The 21,037-nt window shown below is 72.6% G+C and carries 17 protein-coding genes; 4 read left to right on the top strand and 13 right to left on the bottom strand.

Going from position 1 to position 21,037, the window contains the following annotated elements:
- Positions 1-12: 12 nt before the first annotated feature.
- The 5 genes from ABD080_RS10970 to ABD080_RS10950 all read right to left on the bottom strand — a co-directional run bounded on the left by ABD080_RS10970 (position 13) and on the right by ABD080_RS10950 (position 5,135).
- Complete coding sequence (locus ABD080_RS10970; RefSeq protein ID WP_343904885.1) at positions 13-1,128, bottom strand: prephenate dehydrogenase; 1,116 nt, start codon at positions 1,126-1,128, stop codon at positions 13-15.
- Positions 1,125-2,081 (bottom strand): pseudouridine synthase, encoded by a 957-nt coding sequence (locus ABD080_RS10965; RefSeq protein ID WP_343904883.1) that lies wholly within the window; start codon positions 2,079-2,081, stop codon positions 1,125-1,127. The genes ABD080_RS10970 and ABD080_RS10965 overlap by 4 nt, the downstream gene beginning before the upstream one ends.
- Positions 2,081-2,896, bottom strand: coding sequence for a ParA family protein (locus tag ABD080_RS10960; protein WP_137771738.1), 816 nt, complete (start codon positions 2,894-2,896; stop codon positions 2,081-2,083). Before ABD080_RS10960 ends, ABD080_RS10965 begins: the two co-directional genes overlap by 1 nt.
- 218 nt (positions 2,897-3,114) lie before the next feature.
- Positions 3,115-4,098, bottom strand: a complete 984-nt coding sequence (locus ABD080_RS10955) for a site-specific tyrosine recombinase XerD (RefSeq protein ID WP_343904879.1) — start codon at positions 4,096-4,098, stop codon at positions 3,115-3,117.
- On the bottom strand, positions 4,095-5,135 hold the full coding sequence (locus ABD080_RS10950; RefSeq protein ID WP_343904877.1) for a heme o synthase: 1,041 nt from the start codon (positions 5,133-5,135) through the stop codon (positions 4,095-4,097). Before ABD080_RS10950 ends, ABD080_RS10955 begins: the two co-directional genes overlap by 4 nt.
- A 379-nt stretch (positions 5,136-5,514) precedes the next feature.
- Between ABD080_RS10950 and tkt the strand changes: the two genes are divergently transcribed.
- The 4 genes from tkt to pgl all read left to right on the top strand — a co-directional run bounded on the left by tkt (position 5,515) and on the right by pgl (position 12,184).
- The gene (tkt, locus tag ABD080_RS10945; RefSeq protein ID WP_343904875.1) at positions 5,515-7,614 is read left to right on the top strand and encodes a transketolase; all 2,100 of its coding nucleotides are present in this window, start codon (positions 5,515-5,517) and stop codon (positions 7,612-7,614) included.
- Between the two features lie 97 nt (positions 7,615-7,711).
- Positions 7,712-8,824, top strand: a complete 1,113-nt coding sequence (gene tal / locus ABD080_RS10940; protein ID WP_137770846.1) for a transaldolase — start codon at positions 7,712-7,714, stop codon at positions 8,822-8,824.
- A gap of 91 nt (positions 8,825-8,915) precedes the next feature.
- Entirely contained in the window at positions 8,916-10,478 is a 1,563-nt protein-coding gene (zwf, locus tag ABD080_RS10935; RefSeq protein WP_137770847.1) for a glucose-6-phosphate dehydrogenase, read from the top strand.
- The gene (gene pgl / locus ABD080_RS10930) at positions 10,475-12,184 is read left to right on the top strand and encodes a 6-phosphogluconolactonase (RefSeq protein ID WP_343904872.1); all 1,710 of its coding nucleotides are present in this window, start codon (positions 10,475-10,477) and stop codon (positions 12,182-12,184) included. Before zwf ends, pgl begins: the two co-directional genes overlap by 4 nt.
- Positions 12,185-12,293: 109 nt before the next feature.
- Here the strand turns inward: pgl and secG are convergent, their stop codons facing one another.
- From secG to uvrC, 8 genes are all read right to left on the bottom strand, one after another.
- The gene (secG, locus tag ABD080_RS10925; protein ID WP_137770849.1) at positions 12,294-12,542 is read right to left on the bottom strand and encodes a preprotein translocase subunit SecG; all 249 of its coding nucleotides are present in this window, start codon (positions 12,540-12,542) and stop codon (positions 12,294-12,296) included.
- Between the two features lie 138 nt (positions 12,543-12,680).
- Complete coding sequence (gene tpiA / locus ABD080_RS10920) at positions 12,681-13,457, bottom strand: triose-phosphate isomerase (protein ID WP_343904869.1); 777 nt, start codon at positions 13,455-13,457, stop codon at positions 12,681-12,683.
- The gene (locus ABD080_RS10915) at positions 13,454-14,656 is read right to left on the bottom strand and encodes a phosphoglycerate kinase (RefSeq protein ID WP_343904867.1); all 1,203 of its coding nucleotides are present in this window, start codon (positions 14,654-14,656) and stop codon (positions 13,454-13,456) included. The genes tpiA and ABD080_RS10915 overlap by 4 nt, the downstream gene beginning before the upstream one ends.
- Before the next feature lie 105 nt (positions 14,657-14,761).
- The gene (gene gap / locus ABD080_RS10910; RefSeq protein WP_137770852.1) at positions 14,762-15,766 is read right to left on the bottom strand and encodes a type I glyceraldehyde-3-phosphate dehydrogenase; all 1,005 of its coding nucleotides are present in this window, start codon (positions 15,764-15,766) and stop codon (positions 14,762-14,764) included.
- A gap of 260 nt (positions 15,767-16,026) precedes the next feature.
- On the bottom strand, positions 16,027-17,025 hold the full coding sequence (whiA, locus tag ABD080_RS10905) for a DNA-binding protein WhiA (protein ID WP_264450274.1): 999 nt from the start codon (positions 17,023-17,025) through the stop codon (positions 16,027-16,029).
- Positions 17,009-18,106, bottom strand: a complete 1,098-nt coding sequence (locus tag ABD080_RS10900; protein WP_137770854.1) for a gluconeogenesis factor YvcK family protein — start codon at positions 18,104-18,106, stop codon at positions 17,009-17,011. The genes whiA and ABD080_RS10900 overlap by 17 nt, the downstream gene beginning before the upstream one ends.
- A complete protein-coding gene (gene rapZ / locus ABD080_RS10895; RefSeq protein ID WP_240811307.1) occupies positions 18,103-18,945 on the bottom strand; it encodes an RNase adapter RapZ in 843 nt (280 codons plus the stop codon). The genes ABD080_RS10900 and rapZ overlap by 4 nt, the downstream gene beginning before the upstream one ends.
- Before the next feature lie 85 nt (positions 18,946-19,030).
- On the bottom strand, positions 19,031-21,037 hold the full coding sequence (gene uvrC / locus ABD080_RS10890; RefSeq protein ID WP_343904863.1) for an excinuclease ABC subunit UvrC: 2,007 nt from the start codon (positions 21,035-21,037) through the stop codon (positions 19,031-19,033).

Raw genomic sequence — 21,037 nt, 5'->3', positions numbered from 1 at the left:
GATACGGGGCGCTCAGGCGTCGGCCACCGTCCAGCCGCGCTCGGTGAGCGATCTCGTGAGCAGGTTCTCGGCGCGGACGTCCACGGCGATGTGCGCGAGGCCCACCGGCTGCCCGAGCGTGTGCTCGAGACGGAGGTCCTCGAGGTTCACGCCGATCTCGCCCATCTCGGTCAGCAGGCGGCCCAGCTCGCCCGGGCTGTCCGGGACGAGCACGACGACCGTCGCGAAGGAGTCGGTGGCCCCGCCGTGCTTGCCGGGGATGCGCCGCACCCCGCGGTTGCCGTCGGCGACGAGGTCCGCGATCGCGCGCCGGGACCCGAGCTCCGGGCGCGGATCGCCCTCGAGGGTGTCGAGCGCCGCGATGACGTCGTCGAGCCGCTCGCGCAGCCCCTGCAGCACACCGCCCACGGCGGCCGCGTTCGCGCCGAGGATCTCGACCCAGAGCCGGGCGTCGGAGTCCGCGATGCGGGTCGTGTCCCGCAGTCCCTGGCCGGCGAGGCCGAGGGCCTGCTCCGTCGGCTCGAGCAGGCTCGTCGCGAGCAGGCTCGAGAGCACCTGCGGCACGTGGGAGACGTGGGCGACCGCGTCGTCGTGCGCCGCGGCGTCCATGACCACCGGCACGGCGCCGATCTCCGTCGCGAGGCCCCGGAGCACGCTCGCGGCGCCATCGCGGGTCGCGGGGTGCGGGACCACGACGAAGGGCCGGCCCTGGAAGAGGTCGCTGCGCGAGGAGATGACGCCGGAGACCTCGCGGCCCGCCATCGGGTGGGCGCCGATGTAGCGCGGGAGGTCGGCGGGGGCGGCGAGGGCGCGCACGCCCTCGAGCACGGTGCCCTTGACGCTCGCGACGTCGGTCACGAGCGCCTCGGGGAAGCGGGCGAGGGCGTCGGCGACGAGCGTCGCGGCGACGTCGGGCGGCGCGGCGACGACGACGAGCCGCGGTTCGGGACCGCCCTCGACGGGCCGCTCCCCCACGCCGAGCTCGACGGCCAGGGCCGTGGTCCCCGGGGAGACGTCCTCGACCTGGACCCGGGCGCCCGCGCGGCCCAGCGCGAGGCCCAGGGAGCCGCCGATCAGCCCGGTCCCGATGATCCGCACCGGGGAGGGCACGAGCGCGTCGGCGCTCACAGCCCCAGCTCCGCCATGAGCGTGCCGAGCTCGCGGCCCGTCAGCTCGCGGGTCGCGCCGGGGGCGAGGTCGCCCAGCAGGACCGGCCCGATCCGCGTGCGCATGAGGCCGGTCAGCTCGAAGCCCTGGGAGGCGAACATGCGGCGGACGATCCGGTTGCGGCCCTCGTGCAGGCTCACCTCGACGACGGCCTCGCGGCCGTCCTGGGCGAGCACCCGGGCGCGGTCGGCGCGCGCGGGGCCGTCCTCGAGCTCGACGCCGTCGCGCAGGGCCTTGACGAGACCGCGGGGCGGGCCGCCGGGCGCGTCGAAGCGGCACACGTACGTCTTCTCCACAGCGAAGGAGGGATGGGTCAGGCGGTGCGCGAGCTCACCGTCGTTCGTGAGCAGCAGCAGGCCCTCGGTCTCGTAGTCGAGGCGACCCACGTGGTAGAGCCGCTGGTCGTAGCGCTCGGTGAACTCCGTGAGATCGCGGCGACCCTCAGGATCGTGCATCGCGGAGACCACGTGCCGCGGCTTGTTGAGGACCACGGTGAGCTTCTTCTCGTCCAGCTGCAGCCGGCGCCCGTCCACGTGCACCGCCTGCGTGGCGGCATCGATCCGCAGGCCCTGCTCGGTGACGATCTCGCCGTCCACGCTCACGCGCCCCTGGGCGATGAGCGCCTCGCAGGCGCGGCGCGAGCCGAAGCCGGCGCGGGCGAGCACCTTCTGGAGGCGCTCGCCACCCTCCTGGTGATCGTCTCCCGGCTCGGATCCCGCGGCGGCGGGCGTCGTCCCCTTCCGGCCCTCGTCGTCACGCAGCGTGACCGTGCGCGGCGGGGTGAACGCGCTGCGTCGGCGCTGCCGCGACGTCCCGGTGCGCGCCCCGCGGTGACCGCCCCGGCGTCCCCGTCCCTCGCCGGAGGCGTCCTTCCGGCCGTCGCCGCCGGCGCCCTGGCCCCGCGGGCCGGCCATCAGGCCGCGCCGCCGCGCGAGATCAGCTCGCGGGCCAGCTGGCGGTAGGCGTCCGCGCCCTTGTTCGACGAGGCGAAGGAGATGATCGGCTCCGCCGCGACGGAGGCGTCGGGGAACTTCACCGTGCGGTTGATCGTCGTGTGGAAGACCTTGTCCGGGAAGGCCTGCACGACGCGCTGGCACACCTCGCGGGCGTGCAGCGTGCGCGGGTCGAACATCGTGATGAGGATCCCGTCGATCTCGAGGCGCGGGTTGATGCGGTCCTGCACCTTCTCGATCGTCTCGACGAGCAGGGCCACGCCGCGCAGGGCGAAGTACTCCGCCTCGAGCGGGATCACCACGCCGTGGCTCGCTGCGAGGGCGTTGACGGTGAGCAGGCCCAGCGACGGCTGGCAGTCGATGATGATGACGTCGTAGTCGTCCGCGACGGGCCGCAGCACGCGGGCGAGCGCCATCTCACGGGCGACCTCGTTGACGAGCTGGACCTCCGCCGCGGAGAGGTCGATGTTCGCGGGCAGCACGTCGAGGTTCTCGGTGCCGGTCTCCTGGATCACGTCGCGCACGTCGTGCTTGCGGTCCATGAGCAGGTTGTAGACCGTGACGTCGAGCTCGTAGGGGTTCACCCCGGTGCCGGCGCTCAGCGCGCCCTGCGGGTCGAGGTCCACGAGCAGCACCTTGCGGCCGATCTCCGCGAGGGCCGCGCCGAGGTTGATGACGGAGGTCGTCTTCCCGACCCCGCCCTTCTGGTTGACCATCGAGATGATCCGCGCCGGTCCGTGCCCGTCGAGGGGCGCGGGCTCCGGCAGCTCGGGCATCGGCCGTCCCGTGGGGCCGAGGTCGATGTCCAGCTGCTGGTTCGCGTTCACGGAGGAGTCCTGTCGTCGGCGTCGTGGTCGTGCGGGGCGCGCCGCCATGGCGGAGGCGCCGAGGGGGCCGACGAGCGGCCCCAGCCCCGGGAGGGACGGCTGAGGACAGCCGCCCGGCAGTGGTGTGCCCTCGCTCCCCTGCCCGGGGGCGATCCGGCCGCCCAAGTCTAAGCCCCCGCTCCGGACCGCGGATGGGCGCTCGCGTGGATCTCGCGCAGCGAGTCCACGGTCACCTGCGTGTAGAGCTGGGTCGTGGTGACCGAGGCATGCCCGAGCAGCTCCTGCACGCTGCGGACGTCCGCCCCGCCCTGGAGCAGGTGCGTCGCGTACGAATGGCGCAGCGTGTGCGGGCTCACCGCCTCGGCGAGACCGGCGTCCTCCGCGGCGCGCCGCACCACCTGCCAGGCGGCCTGCCGCGTGAGCCGCGTCCCCCGCGAGCCCAGGAAGATCGCCGGGGCGCCGGGGCCGCGAGCGGCGAGGGCGGGCCGGGCACGGGTCAGGTAGGCGTCGAGGGCGTCGAGGGCGAAGGAGCCGACGGGCACCGTGCGCTGCTTGTCGCCCTTGCCGTGCAGCAGTGCCGCCCGCTGCTCACGGTCCACGTCGTCCACGTCCAGTCCGATCGCCTCGGAGATCCGGGCGCCGAGGCCGTAGAGCACCTCGAGCAGGGCCCGGTCGCGCAGCGCGCGCTCTGCGGGGAGCGCGCCGGTGCCGGGCCGGCCCGCGGCCTCGATGAGCTCGAGCACCTGGTCCACGGGCAGCGGGTGCGGCAGCCGCGAGGGCAGCGCAGGGCCGGGCACGAGCCGGGTCGGGTCCCCGGTCTCCGATGCGCGCTCGGCGTCGAGGAAGGCGTGGAGACCGCGGACGGCGGCGAGGGCGCGGGCGGCGGAGGCGGCGGCGAGGGGGGCGCCGCCGTCCTCCCCGGTGCGCAGCGCGCGCACCCAGGCGGCGGCGTCCTCCGTGCTGACCGCGGCGGCCTCGGTGCGGGTGCGGTCCAGGTGACCGAGGTAGCGCAGCAGGTCCCGCCGGTAGGCGGCGAGGGTGTTCTCGGAGAGTCCGCGCTCGATGCGCAGGTGGCTCAGGTACTGCTCGAGCAGGCGGCGGTGGGCCGGGCGCAGGTCGTCCGCACCCGGGATCACCGCCGGCCCGCTCACAGGTGCACGAAGGGATCGACCGCGAGGGCCACGAAGAGCACGGTGAGGTACGTGATCGAGCCGTGGAAGACGACCATCGGGTCGAGCTTCTTCCCGGTGAGGCCCTTCCGGGTGCGCAGCGCGTAGCGACCCACGAGGAAGCCGAACCAGGCGCCGGAGCCGAGGGCGGCGACGGTGTAGACGATCCCGGTGTGGCCCAGCGGGATGATCGCGAGGCTCGAGGCGATCATGAGCGTGGTGTGCAGGATCATCTGCCGCGCCACGGAGGAGCGGGAGGCGACGACGGGCAGCATCGGCACGCCCGCGGTCTCGTAGTCGCGGGAGAACTTCTCGGCGAGCGGCCAGTAGTGAGGCGGCGTCCAGAAGAAGATGACGAGGAAGAGCAGCACCGCGGTCCAGGACACGGTGCCGGTCACGGCCGACCAGCCGATGAGCACGGGCATGCAGCCGGCGACGCCGCCCCAGACGATGTTCTGGCTCGTGCGTCGCTTGAGGATCATCGTGTAGAAGACGACGTACAGCAGGATCGCGGCGACCGCGAGCACGGCGGACATCACGTTGACCAGGGCCCCGAGCCACAGCGCGGAGACCACGGAGAGCGCGATGCCGAAGACGAGCGCGGCCCGCGGGGAGACCTCGCCGGTGACGATCGGACGGTTCTTCGTCCGCTTCATCTTCGCGTCGATGTCGCGGTCGAGGTACATGTTCAGGGTGTTCGCGCCGCCTGCGGCGAGGTAGCCGCCGATGAGCGTCCAGGCGATCAGCCATGGGTTCGGGAAGCCGCCCGCGGCGAGGAACATGGTGGGGATCGTCGTGATGAGCAGGAGCTCGATGATCCGCGGCTTCGTCAGCGCCACGTAGGGCTTGAGCACGGCGAGCACACGGGGCCAGGGGCTCGGCGCAAGGGCCGGCGTCGACGCGGGATCCGACGGCGCGGCCGCGGAGCTCTCCGCCCCCGCACCCTCATGATCCTGCCGCTGGGCGTGCTGCTCGTGCTGGTCGGTGCCCTGCGAGGGCATTCCCGGGGTGGCGGTCACCGCCCACCGTCCTTCCTGAGGTCGCGACGGTCCCGCCGCATGCAGACGGGTCCCAGTGTAGGTGCCGACGAGGCCCAGGTGGGCGGTGCACGAGGGGTGAGTCGGGTGAGTCCGGGCACGGACGGCGCGCCGACATCCAGGTGTCTGTCAGCTCACTCCCGGGCCCCGGCGGAGCCGTCCCCCACGCCCGCAGACGCTCCGCCCTCGGCGAACCAGGGGCCCGTGGGGCGGGACGGCTCGCCTCACCACCCCTCGTGCGCACTAAGGTGGACCCCGTCGCTCCGCGTCCCGCACCGAGCGCCGACGTCGCTTCCTGCGGGACGCAGAGCCTGTGATCCCGACGGCACAGGCCGTCACCCGGCGAAAGGAAGCACTCCCCGTGACCGACACCTTCAAGGCCCCCGAGGGCTGGACCGAGCTCGACAAGCGCGCCGTGAACACCGTGCGCGTGCTCGCCGCGGACGCCGTGCAGAAGGTGGGCAACGGCCACCCCGGCACCGCCGTGAGCCTCGCCCCCGCCGCGTACCTGCTCTACCAGGACGTCATGCGTCACGACCCGAAGGACCCGTCGTGGCTGGGCCGCGACCGCTTCGTCCTCTCCGCGGGCCACTCGAGCCTGACCCAGTACATCCAGCTGTACCTCGGCGGCTTCGGGCTCGAGCTCGAGGACATCGAGGCGCTGCGCACCTGGGGCTCCAAGACCCCGGGCCACCCCGAGAACTTCCACACGAAGGGCGTGGAGATCACCACCGGCCCCCTCGGCCAGGGCATCTCCTCCGCCGTGGGCATGGCGATGGCGCAGCGCCGCGAGCGCGGCCTGCTCGATCCCGAGGCGGCCGCGGGCGAGAGCCCCTTCGACCACTTCACTTACGTCATCGCCTCCGACGGCGACCTCGAGGAGGGCGTCTCGAGCGAGGCCAGCTCCCTCGCGGGCACCCAGAAGCTCGGCAACCTCATCGTCCTGTGGGACGACAACGAGATCTCCATCGAGGGCGACACCTCGATCGCGTTCACCGAGGACACCGCCGCGCGCTACGAGGCCTACGGCTGGGACGTGCGCACCGTCGACTGGACCCACGGCGGCACCGAGTACGTCGAGGACGTCGCGGCGCTCAAGCAGGCCATCGTCGAGGCGCAGGGCGTCACCGACAAGCCGACCTTCATCCGTCTGCGCACCGTCATCGGCTGGCCCACCCCGGGCAAGGCCGGCAGCCACTCCGTCCACGGCTCCGCCCTGGGCGACGAGGCCGTCGCCGGCCTGAAGAAGGAGCTCGGCTTCGACCCCGAGAAGACCTTCGAGGTCTCCGACGAGGTCATCGCCCACACCCGCGCCCTCGCGGACCGCGCGGCCGAGCGGAAGGCCGAGTGGGACAAGGGCTACCAGGCGTGGCGCTCCGCGAACGCGGAGAAGGCGGCCCTCCTGGACCGCCTCCAGGCGCGCGAGCTCCCCGAGGGCTTCGCCGAGGCGTTCCCGACCTTCGAGGCCGACGCCAAGGGCGTCGCGACCCGCGCCGCCTCCGGCACGGTCCTCGAGAAGCTCGCCCCGGTGCTCCCCGAGCTGTGGGGCGGCTCCGCCGACCTCGCCGGTTCGAACAACACCACGATGAAGGGCGAGCCGTCCTTCATCCCCGCGGAGTACTCCTCCTCCGAGTTCGCCGGTGACGAGTACGGCCGCACGCTGCACTTCGGCATCCGCGAGCACGCGATGGGCGCGATCCTCTCCGGCATCTCGCTGCACGGCCTGACGCGTCCCTACGGCGGCACGTTCTTCCAGTTCGCGGACTACATGCGCGGCGCCGTGCGCCTCGCGTCCCTCATGAAGGTCCCCGCGACCTACGTGTGGACCCACGACTCGATCGGCCTCGGCGAGGACGGCCCGACCCACCAGCCGGTCGAGCACCTGGCCGCCTATCGCGCGATCCCGAACCTCTCGATCGTGCGCCCGGCGGACGCCAACGAGACCGCCCAGGCCTGGAAGGCCCTGCTCGAGCGCGACAACGGCCCCGTCGGCCTGATCCTCTCCCGCCAGGCGCTGCCCACGCTGGACCGCAGCGAGTACGCGGGCGCCGAGGGCCTCGCCCAGGGCGGCTACGTCCTCAAGGACGCCTCGAACGGCGCCCCCGAGGTCATCCTCATCGCCACCGGCTCCGAGGTGCAGTACGCCGTCGAGGCGCAGAAGCAGCTCGAGGCGGAGGGCACGCCCACCCGCCTGGTCTCCATGCCGTCCGTCGAGTGGTTCGACGAGCAGTCCGACGAGTACAAGGAGTCCGTGCTCCCCTCCTCGGTCACCGCCCGCGTGACCGTCGAGGCCGGCATCGCGATGCCGTGGTACCGCTTCCTGGGCACCGCCGGCCGCGCGGTCTCCCTCGAGCACTACGGCGCCTCGGCCGACGCCAAGACGCTGTTCACGGAGTTCGGCTTCACGGCGGAGGCCGTCGTCGCCGCCGCCAAGGAGTCCCTGGCCGCCGCCGGCGCCTGATCCGCACGAGGGGGGACCCCTGGGGTCCCGCCCCTCACCCCGCCATCCCCATCGTTCGCACGGGGCGCCACGAGCGCCCGGAAGGACATCGCCACCCATGGCACAGAACCCCCAGACCCAGGCCCTCAGCGACGCCGGCGTCTCCATCTGGCTCGACGACCTCTCCCGCGGCCGCCTCAGCTCCGGCAACCTGCAGGAGCTCGTCGACACGAAGAACATCGTCGGCGTGACCACCAACCCCTCGATCTTCCAGGCCGCCATCTCCGGCGCCGAGGACTACGACGCGGACATCGCCGCCCTCGCGAAGGACGGCAAGGACGTCGAGGCCGTCATCGAGAAGCTCACGACGGACGACGTCCGCTCCGCGGCGGACCTCTTCTCCGGCGTCTACGCCTCGAGCAAGGGCTTCGACGGCCGCGTCTCCATCGAGGTGGACCCCCGCCTCGCCCACGAGACCGAGAAGACCATCGAGCAGGCCAAGCGCCTCTTCGAGATCGTCGGCCGCGAGAACGTCATGATCAAGATCCCCGCGACCCTCGAGGGCCTCCCGGCGATCACCGCGGTCATCGCCGAGGGCATCAGCGTCAACGTGACCCTGATCTTCTCGGGCGACCGCTACCAGCAGGTCATCGACGCCTACCTCGCGGGCCTCGAGAAGGCCGCGGAGGCCGGCAAGGACCTCTCCACCATCCACTCGGTGGCGTCCTTCTTCGTCTCCCGCGTCGACACCGAGATCGACGCCCGCCTCGAGAAGATCGGCGGCGACGCGGCGGCCCTCAAGGGCAAGGCCGGCGTCGCCAACGCGCAGGCCGCCTTCGGCATCTACCTCGCCGCCTTCGGCTCCGAGCGCTTCGCCGCGCTCGAGGCCAAGGGCGCCAACGTGCAGCGCGCGCTGTGGGCGTCCACCGGTGTGAAGAACCCCGAGTACTCCGACACCATGTACGTCGACCAGCTCGTGGCCTCCCCCGTCGTGAACACCATGCCGGAGAAGACCCTCGACGCCGCGGCCGACCACTCCGCGCCGGCCCCCGCGCTCGACGCGGCCGCCGCGCAGGCCGGCCAGGCCGTCCTCGACCAGGTCGCCGCCGCCGGCGTCGACCTCGCCGACGTCTTCGCCGTCCTCGAGTCCGAGGGCGTCGAGAAGTTCGAGCAGGCCTGGGGCCAGCTGCTCGAGACCGTCTCCGCCTCGATCGACGCCGCCCGCGCCTGATCCCGCCCGTGCGCACGGCCCCTCCCCCGACCCCGGCCCGGGGAGGGGCCGTGCGCACGGTTCCGTGTCCAGTGTCCAGGAAGGGACCACAGTGACCGACTCCAGTGCGCCCACGTCAGGGCGCGACGCGCAGGACGCCCTCAACCCGCTGCGCGATACGCGTGACCGGCGGCTCCCGCTCATCGCCGGGCCCAGCTCGATGGTGATGTTCGGCGTCACCGGCGACCTCGCCCGCAAGAAGCTGCTGCCCGCCATCTACGACCTCACCCACCGCGGCCTGCTGCCCCCGAGCTTCGGGCTCGTCGGCTACGGCCGCCGCGACTGGTCCGACGACGACTTCGCCGAGTACGTGAAGAAGTCCGTCTCCGAGCACTCCCGCACGGGCTTCTCGGAGAGCGTCTTCGAGCAGCTCCGCGGCGGACTGCGCTTCGTGACCGGCACCTTCGACGACCCGGCCGCCTTCGAGCGCCTCACCGAGGTCGTCGGCGAGCTGGACCGCACCCGCGGCACCGGCGGCAACCACGCCTTCTACCTCTCGATCCCGCCGGACGCCTTCCCGCAGGTGTGCGAGCAGCTCGCGAACTCCGGGCTGAACACGCCGCGCGACGGCTCCTGGCGGCGCGTCGTCATCGAGAAGCCCTTCGGGCACGATCTCGAGTCCGCCCGCGAGCTCAACGCCGTGGTCGAGAAGGTCTTCCGTCCCGAGGACGTCTTCCGCATCGACCACTACCTCGGCAAGGAGACGGTGCAGAACATCCTCGCGCTGCGCTTCGCCAACCAGCTCTTCGAGCCGGTCTGGAACGCCAGCTACGTGGACCACGTGCAGATCACGATGGCCGAGGACATCGGCATCGGCTCGCGCGCGGGCTACTACGACGGCATCGGCACCGCCCGCGACGTCATCCAGAACCACCTGCTCCAGCTGCTCGCCCTCACCGCGATGGAGGAGCCCGTCTCCTTCCGCGCCGAGGACCTCCGCGCGGAGAAGGAGAAGGTGCTCGCGGCCATCGAGCTGCCCGAGGACCTCGCCGCGCACACCGCCCGCGGCCAGTACGTGAGCGGCTGGCAGGGCGGCGAGGAGGTCAAGGCATACCTCGAGGAGGACGGCATCCCCGCCGACTCCGCGACCGAGACCTTCGCCGCCATGCGCCTGGACATCGCGACCCGCCGCTGGGCGGGCGTGCCGTTCTACCTGCGCGCCGGCAAGCGCCTGGGACGCCGCGTCACCGAGATCGCCGTCGTCTTCAAGCGCGCGCCGTTCCTGCCCTTCCGCTCCACGGACACCGCGGACCTCGGCCAGAACGCGATCGTCATCCGCGTCCAGCCGGACGAGGGCGTGACCCTGCGCTTCGGCTCCAAGGTCCCCGGCACCCAGATGGAGGTGCGGGACGTCTCAATGGACTTCGCCTACGGCATGAACTTCACCGAGGAGTCCCCCGAGGCCTACGAGCGGCTCATCCTCGACGCGCTGCTCGGCGATCCGCCGCTGTTCCCGCGCCAGAAGGAGGTCGAGCTGTCCTGGAAGGTCCTCGACCCCATCACCGCGTACTGGGCCGAGCACCTGAGGCCCGCTCCCTACCGCCCCGGCTCCTGGGGACCGGACACCGCGCACGAGATGCTCGCCCGTGACGGACGTACCTGGAGGCGACCGTGATTACCACCCTGCAAGACACCACCGCCTCGGCCGTCGCGAAGACGATGACCGAGATGCGCGAGACCTTCGGCGCGAACACCATCGGCCGGGTCCTCACGCTGATCATCGTCGCGACCGGTGAGACGATCGACGAGCCCCTCGAGGCCGCCGTCCACGCCTCGCACGAGCACCCCGCGCGGGTCATCGTGGTCGACGTGGACCAGGAGGCGGAGACCTCCGGCCTCGACGCGGAGATCCGCGTGGGCCGCGACGCCGGCGCCGGCGAGATCATCATCCTGCGGGCCCGCGGGAACACGATGATCGCCCCGGACACGCTCGTCATGCCGCTGCTGCTGCCGGACGCCCCGATCGTCACCTGGTGGCCGGAGGCGGCTCCGTCCGCCCCGGTGAACGACGTCCTCGGCTCGATGTCGCAGCGTCGCATCACCGACGCGGCCGCCTGCTCGAACCCGGTGGGCACGCTCAAGCGGCTCCGCCGCGGGTACACGAGCGGCGACTCGGACCTCGCCTGGTCGCGACTGACCACCTGGCGCGGTCTCGTGGCGAGCCTGTACGAGATCACGCCCGTCGCCGTCCCCTCGGCCGTCGAGGTCACGGGCCAGGAGGACGATCCCTCGGTCGTCCTCATGAAGGCATGGCTCGAGAACGCGCTCGGCGTGGAGGTCACCCTCCGCGCCCCGGAGCAGGACGCCGCGGGCCAGGGCGTGCAGGGGCTCAGCCTCGAGCGTCCCGACGGCACGATCGCCCTGCGTCGCACCGGCGAGGACACCGTGGTGCTGTCGCTCCCGGGCGACGACTCCGACCAGCACGTGACGATGCCGCAGCGCTCGCTGTACGAGCTGCTCGCGGAGGAGCTGCGTCGCCTGGATCCCGACGAGGTCTACGGCGAGGTCCTCGCCCATGCCTTCACGGGCGTCGACGACGCGGCGACCTTCGCCTCCGGCAAGCCCGCGCCCACGGACGTCGTCTCGGCGGACGCCGCCGGCGTCGCGACCGAGGCTGCCACCGCCGCCGCGGCGCGTCTGGCCGAGGCGCAGACCGAGCGCGGGGTCGCGCATCTCGTCGTCACGGGCGGGACCGTCGGCGTGCGCGCCGCCGGTGCCCTGCCCGCGGCGCTCGAGGCCGCGGGCGTGGACCTCTCGACCCTCCACCTGTGGTGGGGCGACGAGCGCTTCGTCGGCCCGGACGACGACGACCGCAACGCGGTGCAGGTCCGCGAGGGTCTGCTCGAGCCGCTCGAGGCAGCGGGGCTGCCCGAGCGCAACGTGCACCTCGTGCCCTCCACGCAGGACGGCATGTCCCTCGCGGAGGCCGCCGCCTGGTACGGCCAGCAGCTCGACTCCGCGGGCGGCGACGAGCCGTTCCGCACCCGCGGCCGCGCGTTCTTCGACGTGCTGTGGCTCGGGGTCGGTCCGGACGCCCATGTGGCCTCGCTGTTCCCGGGCCACCCGGCGCAGCGGGTCACGAGCGCGAGCGCGATCCTGGTGGAGGACTCCCCCAAGCCCCCGCCGCTGCGGGTGTCGCTCTCCTGGCCCGTGCTGAACTCGGCGCGCCATGTGGCGCTGCTCGTGGCCGGCGCGGAGAAGGCGGAGGCCGTCGCGAAGGCCCATGGCGACATCGACCCGCTGCAGGTGCCGGCGTCCTCGGTGCGCGGGCTCGAGTCGACGACCTGGTTCCTCGACGAGGCGGCCGCCGGGAAGCTCTGACCGCTTCCTGACACGAGAGAGCCCGTCCTCCTGCCGAGCAGGGGGACGGGCTCTTCGTCTGCGGTACGGCGCCGCATGCGGCGGGTGGTGCCGGGCGCCGGCAGCCGGGTCAGAGCATGCGCTCGAGGATGCCGAGGCCCACGCAGCACGCGCCCCAGAGGATCGCCACGGTCACCGTGAGGCGGTTGAGGTTGCGCTCCGCGACGCCCGAGGCGCTCGCGGAGGAGGAGACGCCGCCGCCGAACATGTCGGAGAGACCGCCGCCGCGCCCCTTGTGCAGGAGGACGAGCAGCACCAGGAGCAGGCTCGTCACGGCGAGCAGCACCAGGAGGATGGTCTTGATGAGGCTGAGATCCACGAGGGAGTGCACCTTCCACAGGGTTCGGACGTACCGGTCAAGGATACGGCACGGTGCGCGGACGGGCCGGACCCCGCGGGGTCCGGCCCGTCACAGCGTCGAGGTCGCCGGGGCGCCGGCGACCGAAGGAACGATCGCTCAGGCGTCCTGGAACCGGACGATCTTCGCGAACTCGTCCGCCTTGAGCGAGGCGCCGCCCACGAGGGCGCCGTCCACGTCCGGGCGCTGCATGAGCTCGGCGACGTTCGAGGACTTCACCGAGCCGCCGTAGAGGACGCGCACGGCGTCCGCCGCGGTGTCGCCGTGGACGGTGCGGACCCACTCGCGGATCGCGGCGCAGACCTCCTGCGCGTCGTCCGGGGTGGCGACCTCGCCGGTGCCGATGGCCCACACGGGCTCGTAGGCGATGACGGTCCTCGCGACCTGCTCGGCGTCGAGGCCCTCGAGGCCGCCCTCGACCTGTGCGAGGGAGAACTCGACCTGCTTGCCGGCCTTGCGCTCGTCGAGCGCCTCGCCCACGCACAGGATCGGCGTGAGGCCCGCCGCGAAGGCGGCCTTCACCTTGGCGTTCGTGACCTGCTCGGTCTCGCCGTGGTACTGGCGGCGCTCCGAGTGGCCGACGGCGACGTAGGTCGCGCCGAGGGCGGTCAGCATCGCACCGGAGATCTCGCCGGTGTAGGCGCCGGACTCGTGCTCGGAGATGTCCTGGGCGCCGTAGGCGATCGGGAGCTTCCCGGCGTCCACGGCGGTCTGCACGGTGCGCAGGTCCACCGCGGGCGGCAGCACGACGGCCTCGACGGCCGAGGTGTCCAGGCCCTTGAGCGCGTCGCCCAGGTCCTCGACGAGGGCGAGGCCCTGCTTCCAGTCGAGGTTCATCTTCCAGTTGCCCGCCATGAGCGGGGTGCGGGTGGTCATGCCTTGCCCTCCTCGAGGATCGCGATGCCCGGCAGCTCCTTGCCCTCGATGAGCTCGAGGCTCGCACCGCCGCCGGTGGAGATGTGCGAGAAACGATCCTCGGCCACGCCGAGGGTGCGCACGGCCGCGGCGGAGTCGCCGCCGCCGACCACGGTGTAGCCCGGGGCCGAGGCGAGGGACTCCGCGACCGCCGCGGTGCCCTTCGCGAAGGACGGGAACTCGAAGACGCCCATGGGGCCGTTCCAGAACACGGTGGCGGCATCCGCCATCTTGTCCCCGAACAGCTTCGCGGTCTCCGGGCCGATGTCCATGCCCTCCTGGCCCGCGGGGATCGAGTCCGCGGCGACGACCGTCGGCGTGGCGTCCGCGGAGAACTCGGGGGCCACGACGGTGTCCACCGGGAGGACCAGCTCGACGCCGTTCGCGGCCGCGCGGTCGAGGTACTCCTTGACCACCTCGACCTTCGACTCGTCCAGCAGCGACTTGCCGACCTCGAGGCCCTGGGCCTTCTGGAAGGTGTAGGCCATGCCGCCGCCGATGAGGATGCGGTCGGCCTTGCCCAGCAGGTTGTCGATCACGCCGAGCTTGTCGGCGATCTTCGCGCCGCCGAGGACGACCACGAAGGGTCGCTCGGGCTCGTCGGTCACCTTCCGCAGCGCCTCGACCTCGCGGAGCACGAGCTCGCCGGCCGCGGCCGGGAGCAGCGTCGCGAGCTCGTAGACGGAGGCCTGCTTGCGGTGGACCACGCCGAACCCGTCGGAGACGAAGGCGTCGCCGAGGGCCGCGAGCTTCTCCGCGAAGGCGAGGCGCTCGGCGTCGTCCTTCGCGGTCTCGCCCGCGTTGAAGCGCAGGTTCTCGAGGACGGCCACGCGGCCCTCCTCGAGCGCGCCGACGCTCGCGGTGGCCGCGTCGCCCACGGTGTCCTCGGCGAAGGCGACCTCCTGGCCGAGCAGCTCGCCCAGGCGGGAGACGACCGGTCGCAGGGAGTACTTCTCCTCCGGCGCTCCCTTGGGGCGGCCGAGGTGGGAGACGACGACGACCTTCGCGCCGGCCTCGACGAGGCGGGTGAGGGTCGGCAGCGCCGCACGGATGCGGCCGTCGTCGGTGATGGTGGTGCCGTCCAGCGGCACGTTGAGGTCGGCGCGCACGATGACGCGCTGGCCGCGCAGGTCACCGAGGGAATCGATGGTCTTCAGCACGAGAGCTCCTCGCAGGGTGGGGTGGACAGGGCGGAGCCCGCCCGGACGCCGGGTCGCCGGGGGCGACTCAGCTCCGGACGGGCTCCGTCGATGATCCGGGGAGGATCAGAGGGACTTGCCGACGAGCTGCGAGAGCTCGACGAGGCGGTTGGAGAAGCCCCACTCGTTGTCGTACCAGGTGAAGACCTTGACGAGGTTGCCGTTGACCTTGGTCAGCTGCGCGTCGAAGATCGACGAGTGCGGGTCGCCCTCGATGTCCTTCGAGACGATCGGGTCCTCGGTGTAGCGCAGGATGCCCTTGAGGGGACCCTCGGCGGCCTTCTTGATCGCGGCGTTGATCTCCTCGGCGGTGACCTCGCGGCTCGCCTCGAAGGTCAGGTCGGTGATCGAGCCGGTGGGGACCGGGACGCGCAGGGAGTAGCCGTCCAGCTTGCCCTTGAGCTCCGGCAGCACCAGGGCGACGGCCTTGGCCGCACCGGTGGTGGTGGGGACGATGTTCAGGGCGGCGGCGCGTGCACGGCGCGGGTCCTTGTGGGGACCGTCCTGGAGGACCTGGTCCGAGGTGTACGCGTGGATCGTCGTCATGAGGCCCTTGACGATGCCGAACTCGTCGTTGAGCACCTTCGCCACCGGCGCGAGGCTGTTGGTGGTGCAGGAGGCGTTCGAGACGATGGTGTGCGCGGCGGGGTCGTAGTCGCCCTCGTTCACACCGATGACGAAGGTCGCGTCCTCGTTCTTCGCCGGGGCGGAGATGATGACCTTCTTGGCGCCGGCCTCGAGATGGGCCTTGGCCTTCTCGGCGTCGGTGAAGATCCCGGTGGACTCGATGACGACGTCCGCGCCGATCTCGCCCCAGGGGATGTTCTTCGGGTCGCGCTCGGCGTACGCCTTGAACGTCAGGTCACCGACGGTGATGGAGTCCTCGTCGTGCGAGACGTCGAACGGCAGGACGCCGCCGATGGAGTCGTACTTGATGAGGTTCGCGAGGGTCGCGTTGTCGGTGAGGTCGTTGACGCCGACGATCTGGATGTCGGCCTCCTGCTTGAGAGCAGCGCGCAGGAAGTTGCGCCCGATGCGACCGAATCCGTTGATTCCGACCTTAATGGTCACGGTTCCTCCTCGTTCCGCAGGGTGTCTGCGGGTGTGGACTGATGGCGCGCACCCCGTCGTACGCTCGAGAGGACGCCGGTTGGGCCGACGACCGCGGTGATCCTATCAATGAGGAGGGTCATCCACATCACTGTCCGTCCGAGGAGCGGGACGGCGTGCACACTCCGTGGGACGGACCGGCGCCCGGGCACCCGGCGCGGGACCTCGGTCCCGGGCCGCCCGGCCTGCGGCGGCGCCGCGGGGCGACGGGCTCGGGACGCTCAGCGCTCCTGGTCGGGCGAGGGCGGCAGATGTTCCTCGTCCACGCCGTCCTCGGTGCCCGGGATCCCCAGGTCCTCGGCGCGCTTGTCCGCCATCGCGAGCAGACGGCGGATGCGACCGGCGACGGCGTCCTTCGTCATCGGCGGTTCCGCGAGCCGTCCCAGCTCCTCGAGGCTCGCCTGCCGGTGCTCCAGGCGCAGGTCCCCCGCCGTGCGCAGGTGCTCGGGGACGTCGTCGCCGAGGATCTCGAGCGCGCGCTGGACCCGCTGCCCCGCGGCGACCGCCGCCCGGGCGGAGCGCCGCAGGTTCGCGTCGTCGAAGTTCGCGAGCCGATGCGCCGTCGCCTTCACCTCGCGGCGGGTGCGGCGCTCCTCCCAGACGACGACCGTCTGCTGGGCGCCCATCCGGGCGAGCAGCGCGGAGATCGCGTCGCCGTCGCGCAGCACCACCCGATCAGCGCCCCGCGCCTCCCGCGCCTTCGAGGCCACGCCGAGGCGACGGGCCGCGCCGACCATCGCGAGCGCCACCTCCGGGCCCGGGCAGGACAGCTCGAGCGCGGAGGACCGCCCCGGCTCGGTGAGCGTGCCGCGGGCGAGGAAGGCGCCGCGCCAGGCGGCCTCGGCGTCCACCGCGGCCCCGCCCACGACGGTCGGCGGCATCCCCCGCACGGGACGACCGCCGGCGTCGATGAGACCCGTCTGGCGGGCCAGCTGACCGCCCTCCCGCTCGACGCGGACGATGTAGCGGGTCGAGCGTCGGATGCCCGAGGGCTGCAGCACGCCCAGCTCGGCGCGGTGGCCGTACATCTCCGCGATCGTGCGGTGCAGCCGGCGGGCGACCGCTGCGGAGTCCAGCTCCGCCTCGACCACCACCTGACCTCCGACGAGGTGCAGTCCCCCCGCGAAGCGCAGCATCGCGGCGGCCTCCGCCTTGCGGGCCGAGGGCCGGGTCACCTCCAGGTGGCTCAGCTCCTCCTTGGCGTCAGCGGTCAGCGCCATGGGCGTGCTCCTCGGGATCGGTGGGACCGGTGTGATCGGACGGTCCGTCGACGTCGCCGTAGACGTCGGCGAAGACGTCACGGTACGCAGCGGCGAGCCGGACGGGATCGTGCTGCGGGGTGCCGTCGCCGGTGGAGACCTGCCGCAGCAGCGTGCGGATGCCCCGGGACTCGGCGACGGAGGCCAGCTCGAGGGCGTCCTCGAGCGCGGTCGGGTCCGCGACGAGGGCGTCGAACCGGAGGCCCGGCGCATGATGGAGCAGGACGTCGAGCATGTCGAGGCTCGACATGCCCTCCGATTCCTGCTGCCCCACGGAGAGGTTGGTGGTCACGCACAGCCGGGCGGAGGTGGAGCGCAGCGCCTCGGCGATCTCGGGGATCATGAGGTGCGGCAGCACCGAGGTGTACCAGGAGCCGGGCCCCACGATCACCCAGTGGGCCCGCTCGATGGCCTCGACGACGTCCGCGGGGACGCGGGGGCGCGGCGGGTCCAGCCGCACCTGCTCCACGCGCCCCTCCGCGGTCGCGACCTGCCACTGCCCGCGGATCGTGCGCAGCTCGCCGCCCGCCTCACGGACGTCCGCCTCGATGTGGAGCGGGTCCAGGGCCATCGGGAGCACCCGGCCGCGCGCGCCGAGGAGCTCCCCCATCTGGTCGAGCCCCTCGATGGGGTCCTCGAGGATCTGCCACAGGGCGACGATCAGCAGGTTGCCGAGCGCATGGCCGTCGAGGTCGCCGCTCGTCGAGAAGCGGTGCTGGATGACCTCGCCCCAGATCGATCCCCACTCGGAGTCCTCGCACAGCGCCGCGAGGGCCATGCGGAGGTCGCCGGGCGGCAGCACGGGCATCTCCGTGCGCAGACGACCCGAGGAGCCGCCGTTGTCCGCGACGGTGACGATCGCGGTGATGTCGTCGGCGAGCAGGCGCAGGGCCCGCAGGTTCGCCGCGAGGCCGTGCCCGCCGCCGAGGGCGACCACACGCAGCGGCTCGCCCTCCCCGCGACGGCGCCGGGCCGCGCGCGCGGAGGCGGCACGCGAGGAGACGGTGGGGCGCCGGCCCCCGGAGCGGTGCGCGATGCTCATTCGCGCCCCAGGTCCCGGTGCCGGATCCGCACCGCGTGGCCGGCACGGCGCAGCTCCTCGCCGATCCGCTCGGCGACGGCCACGGAGCGGTGCTTGCCGCCCGTGCAGCCGATCGCGAGGGTCGTGAAGTGCTTGTTCTCCGAGACGTACCCCCGCAGCGCCGGGGTGATCATCTCGAGGTACTTCTCGACGAACTCGCCCGCGTTGGCGTCACGCAGCACGAAGTCGGAGACCGGCTGGTCGGTGCCGCGCAGGGCGCGCAGCTCGGGCACCCAGTACGGGTTGGGGATGAAGCGCACGTCGCTCACATGGTCCGCCTCGAGCGGGATGCCGTACTTGAAGCCGAAGGACAGCATCGTCACCGTGAGCCGCGTCTCCGCGCTCGTGCCGAAGGCGGAGCGCATCTTCATCGTCAGCTGATGGACGTTCAGCGGCGACGTGTCGATGACCAGGTCCGCCATGCGCCGATAGGCGGCGAGCATCTCCCGCTCCCGGCGGATGCCCTCGAGCACACCTTCCTCCCCCTGCAGGGGGTGGGGTCGGCGCACCGAGTCGAAGCGGCGCACGAGGGTGGCCTCGTCCGCCGTGAGGAACACCAGGCGCAGCCTGTGCTGGGACCGGCGCAGCTCGGCGACGACGTCGGAGAGCTCCGCGAAGAAGGGGCCCGAGCGGGGGTCGACGACCACGGCCACGCGGTAGTCGCGGCCCTCCGCCGAGGCATGCAGCTCCACGAGGCGCGGGATCAGCTGCGGGACGATGTTGTAGACGACGTACCAGCCCATGTCCTCGAGGGCGTGGGCGGCCGTCTCGCGACCGGATCCGGCGAGGCCGGTGATGATGACGACGTCGCCGCGGGACGCGGGTCCCGCGGGCTCGTCGAGGGCGCCGGGCTCGGCGGTGGCGTCATCGGCGCGATCGGCACGATCAGCGGTCACCGGGGGCTCCTTCGGGGTCGGGGCGGGGATCCTGCTCGTTCCCGCCGGGGCCGGGGTTCAGGATCTCGCCGGTGGCCATGTCGATGCTGAGGCCGATGGCCTCGGGTTCAGCGGCGCCGTCGGCCTCCGCCGGCGCGCTCCCCTGATCGGATCGTAGCGCGGCGCTGATCCTGGCGGCGAGCGCGGGCCCGATGCCGTCGACCTCCTCGAGCTGCTCGGGCTCCGCCTCGCGGATCGCGGAGACGGTGACGAAGCGGTCCAGCAGAGCCCGCCGGCGTGCGGCGCCGAGCCCGCCGATCCCGTCGAGGGCGCTCGCCTGCATGGCCCGGCCGCGCTTGGAGCGGTGGTACGTGATCGCGAAGCGGTGCGCCTCGTCGCGGAGCCGCTGCACGAGGAACAGCGCCTCGCTCGTGCGCGGGAGGATCACGGGGTATTCCTCCCCCGGCAGCCAGATCTCCTCGAGGCGCTTCGCGATGCCGGCGAGGGCGACGTCCGTGATGCCGAGATCGTCGAGGGCGCGCTGCGCGGCGGCGACCTGGGGCGGCCCGCCGTCCACGAGCAGCAGCGAGGGCGGGTAGGCGAAGCGCCGGGGAGCGCCCTGCTCGTCCACCGCCGGCTCGGGCGGGTCGAGATGGTGCTTCATGCGGCGCAGGATGACGTCGTACATCGACGCGGTGTCGTCCCGGGCGGCGGCGCCGTGGACGGAGTAGCGGCGGTACTCGCTCTTGCGGGGCAGGCCGTCCTCGAAGACGACCTGCGAGCCCACCACGTTGGTGCCCTGCGAGTGGGAGATGTCGTAGCACTCGATGCGCAGCGGCGGCTCGGCGAGGTCGAGCGCCTCGCCGAGGTCCTCGAGCGCCTTGGTGCGGGAGGTGAGGTCCCCGGTGCGGCGCATCCGGTGCAGGCGCAGCGCCTCCTCGGCGTTCTTCGTGACCGTCGCGAGCAGGTCCTTCTTCTCCCCGCGGCGCGGGACCCGCAGGTCCACGCCGGGGCCGAGCATGCCGCGCACCTGCTCCACGTCCCGCGGGAGCACGGGGACGAGCACCTCGCGGGGCGCGGAGCCCTCCGCGTAGAGCGTCGTGAGCGCGCGCTCGATGAGGTCCTCGGGTTCGGACTCGTCGAGGATCTCCGCGGTCCATCCGCGCTGGCCGCGGATCCGCCCCCCGCGCACGTGGAACACCTGGACGGAGGCCTCGAGCTCGTCCTGGACGAGACCCAGGAGGTCCGCGTCGGTCGCGTCGGAGAGGACCACGGAGTTCTTCTCCATGACCTTGTTCAGCGCCTGCAGGTCGTCGCGCAGGGACGCGGCGGTCTCGTAGTCCATCGCGGCGGCGGCCTCCCGCATGCGCCGCTCGATGTCCTTCGTGTAGGCGGCGGTGTTGCCGGCCATGAAGTCGCAGAAGCGCGCGGCGAGCCGGCGATGGTCCTCCTCCGAGATGTCACCCACGCAGGGCGCCGAGCACTTGCCGATGAATCCGAGCAGGCAGGGCCGGCCAGAGCGCTCGGCGCGGCGGTAGACGCCGGCGCTGCAGGAGCGCACGGGGAACACCCGCAGCATGAGGTCGAGCGTCTCGCGGATCGCCCCCACCTGCGGGTAGGGCCCGAAGGTCCGGTCGCCCTTCGCGCGCGGGCGCCGCGTGATGTGCACCCGGGGGACCTTCTCCCCCATCGTCACGGCGAGGAAGGGGTAGGACTTGTCGTCGCGGAACTTGACGTTGAACCGCGGGTCGTACTCCTTGATCCAGGTGTACTCGAGGGTGAGCGCCTCGACCTCCGTGCCGACGACGGTCCACTCGACCCGCGCGGCCGTCGTGACCATCCGCCGGGTGCGCTCGTGGAGGACCGAGAGGTCCTGGAAGTAGTTGGACAGGCGCTGGCGGAGGTTCTTCGCCTTGCCCACGTAGATCACGCGCTCGTCCGCGTCGCGGAAGCGGTAGACCCCCGGCGAGGTGGGGATGGTCCCCGCCGGGGGACGGTAGGTCGAGGGGTCCGCCAC

Source organism: Brachybacterium rhamnosum (assembly GCF_039526185.1).
In the GTDB taxonomy this organism is placed as follows: domain Bacteria; phylum Actinomycetota; class Actinomycetes; order Actinomycetales; family Dermabacteraceae; genus Brachybacterium; species Brachybacterium rhamnosum.
The sequence above is the reverse complement of the archived record's forward strand: the minus strand, read 5'-3'. Positions and strand labels throughout refer to the sequence as shown.

What these genes read in the sequence shown, in the direction of transcription:
- ABD080_RS10965 (WP_343904883.1), bottom strand. Translation starts at nt 2,081, where the DNA reads ATGGCCGGCCCGCGGGGCCAGGGCGCCGGCGGCGACGGCCGGAAGGAC.
- ABD080_RS10960 (WP_137771738.1), bottom strand. Translation starts at nt 2,896, where the DNA reads ATGCCCGAGCTGCCGGAGCCCGCGCCCCTCGACGGGCACGGACCGGCG.
- tal (WP_137770846.1), top strand. Translation starts at nt 7,712, where the DNA reads ATGGCACAGAACCCCCAGACCCAGGCCCTCAGCGACGCCGGCGTCTCC.
- tpiA (WP_343904869.1), bottom strand. Translation starts at nt 13,457, where the DNA reads ATGACCACCCGCACCCCGCTCATGGCGGGCAACTGGAAGATGAACCTC.
- whiA (WP_264450274.1), bottom strand. Translation starts at nt 17,025, where the DNA reads ATGGCGCTGACCGCTGACGCCAAGGAGGAGCTGAGCCACCTGGAGGTG.
- ABD080_RS10900 (WP_137770854.1), bottom strand. Translation starts at nt 18,106, where the DNA reads ATGAGCATCGCGCACCGCTCCGGGGGCCGGCGCCCCACCGTCTCCTCG.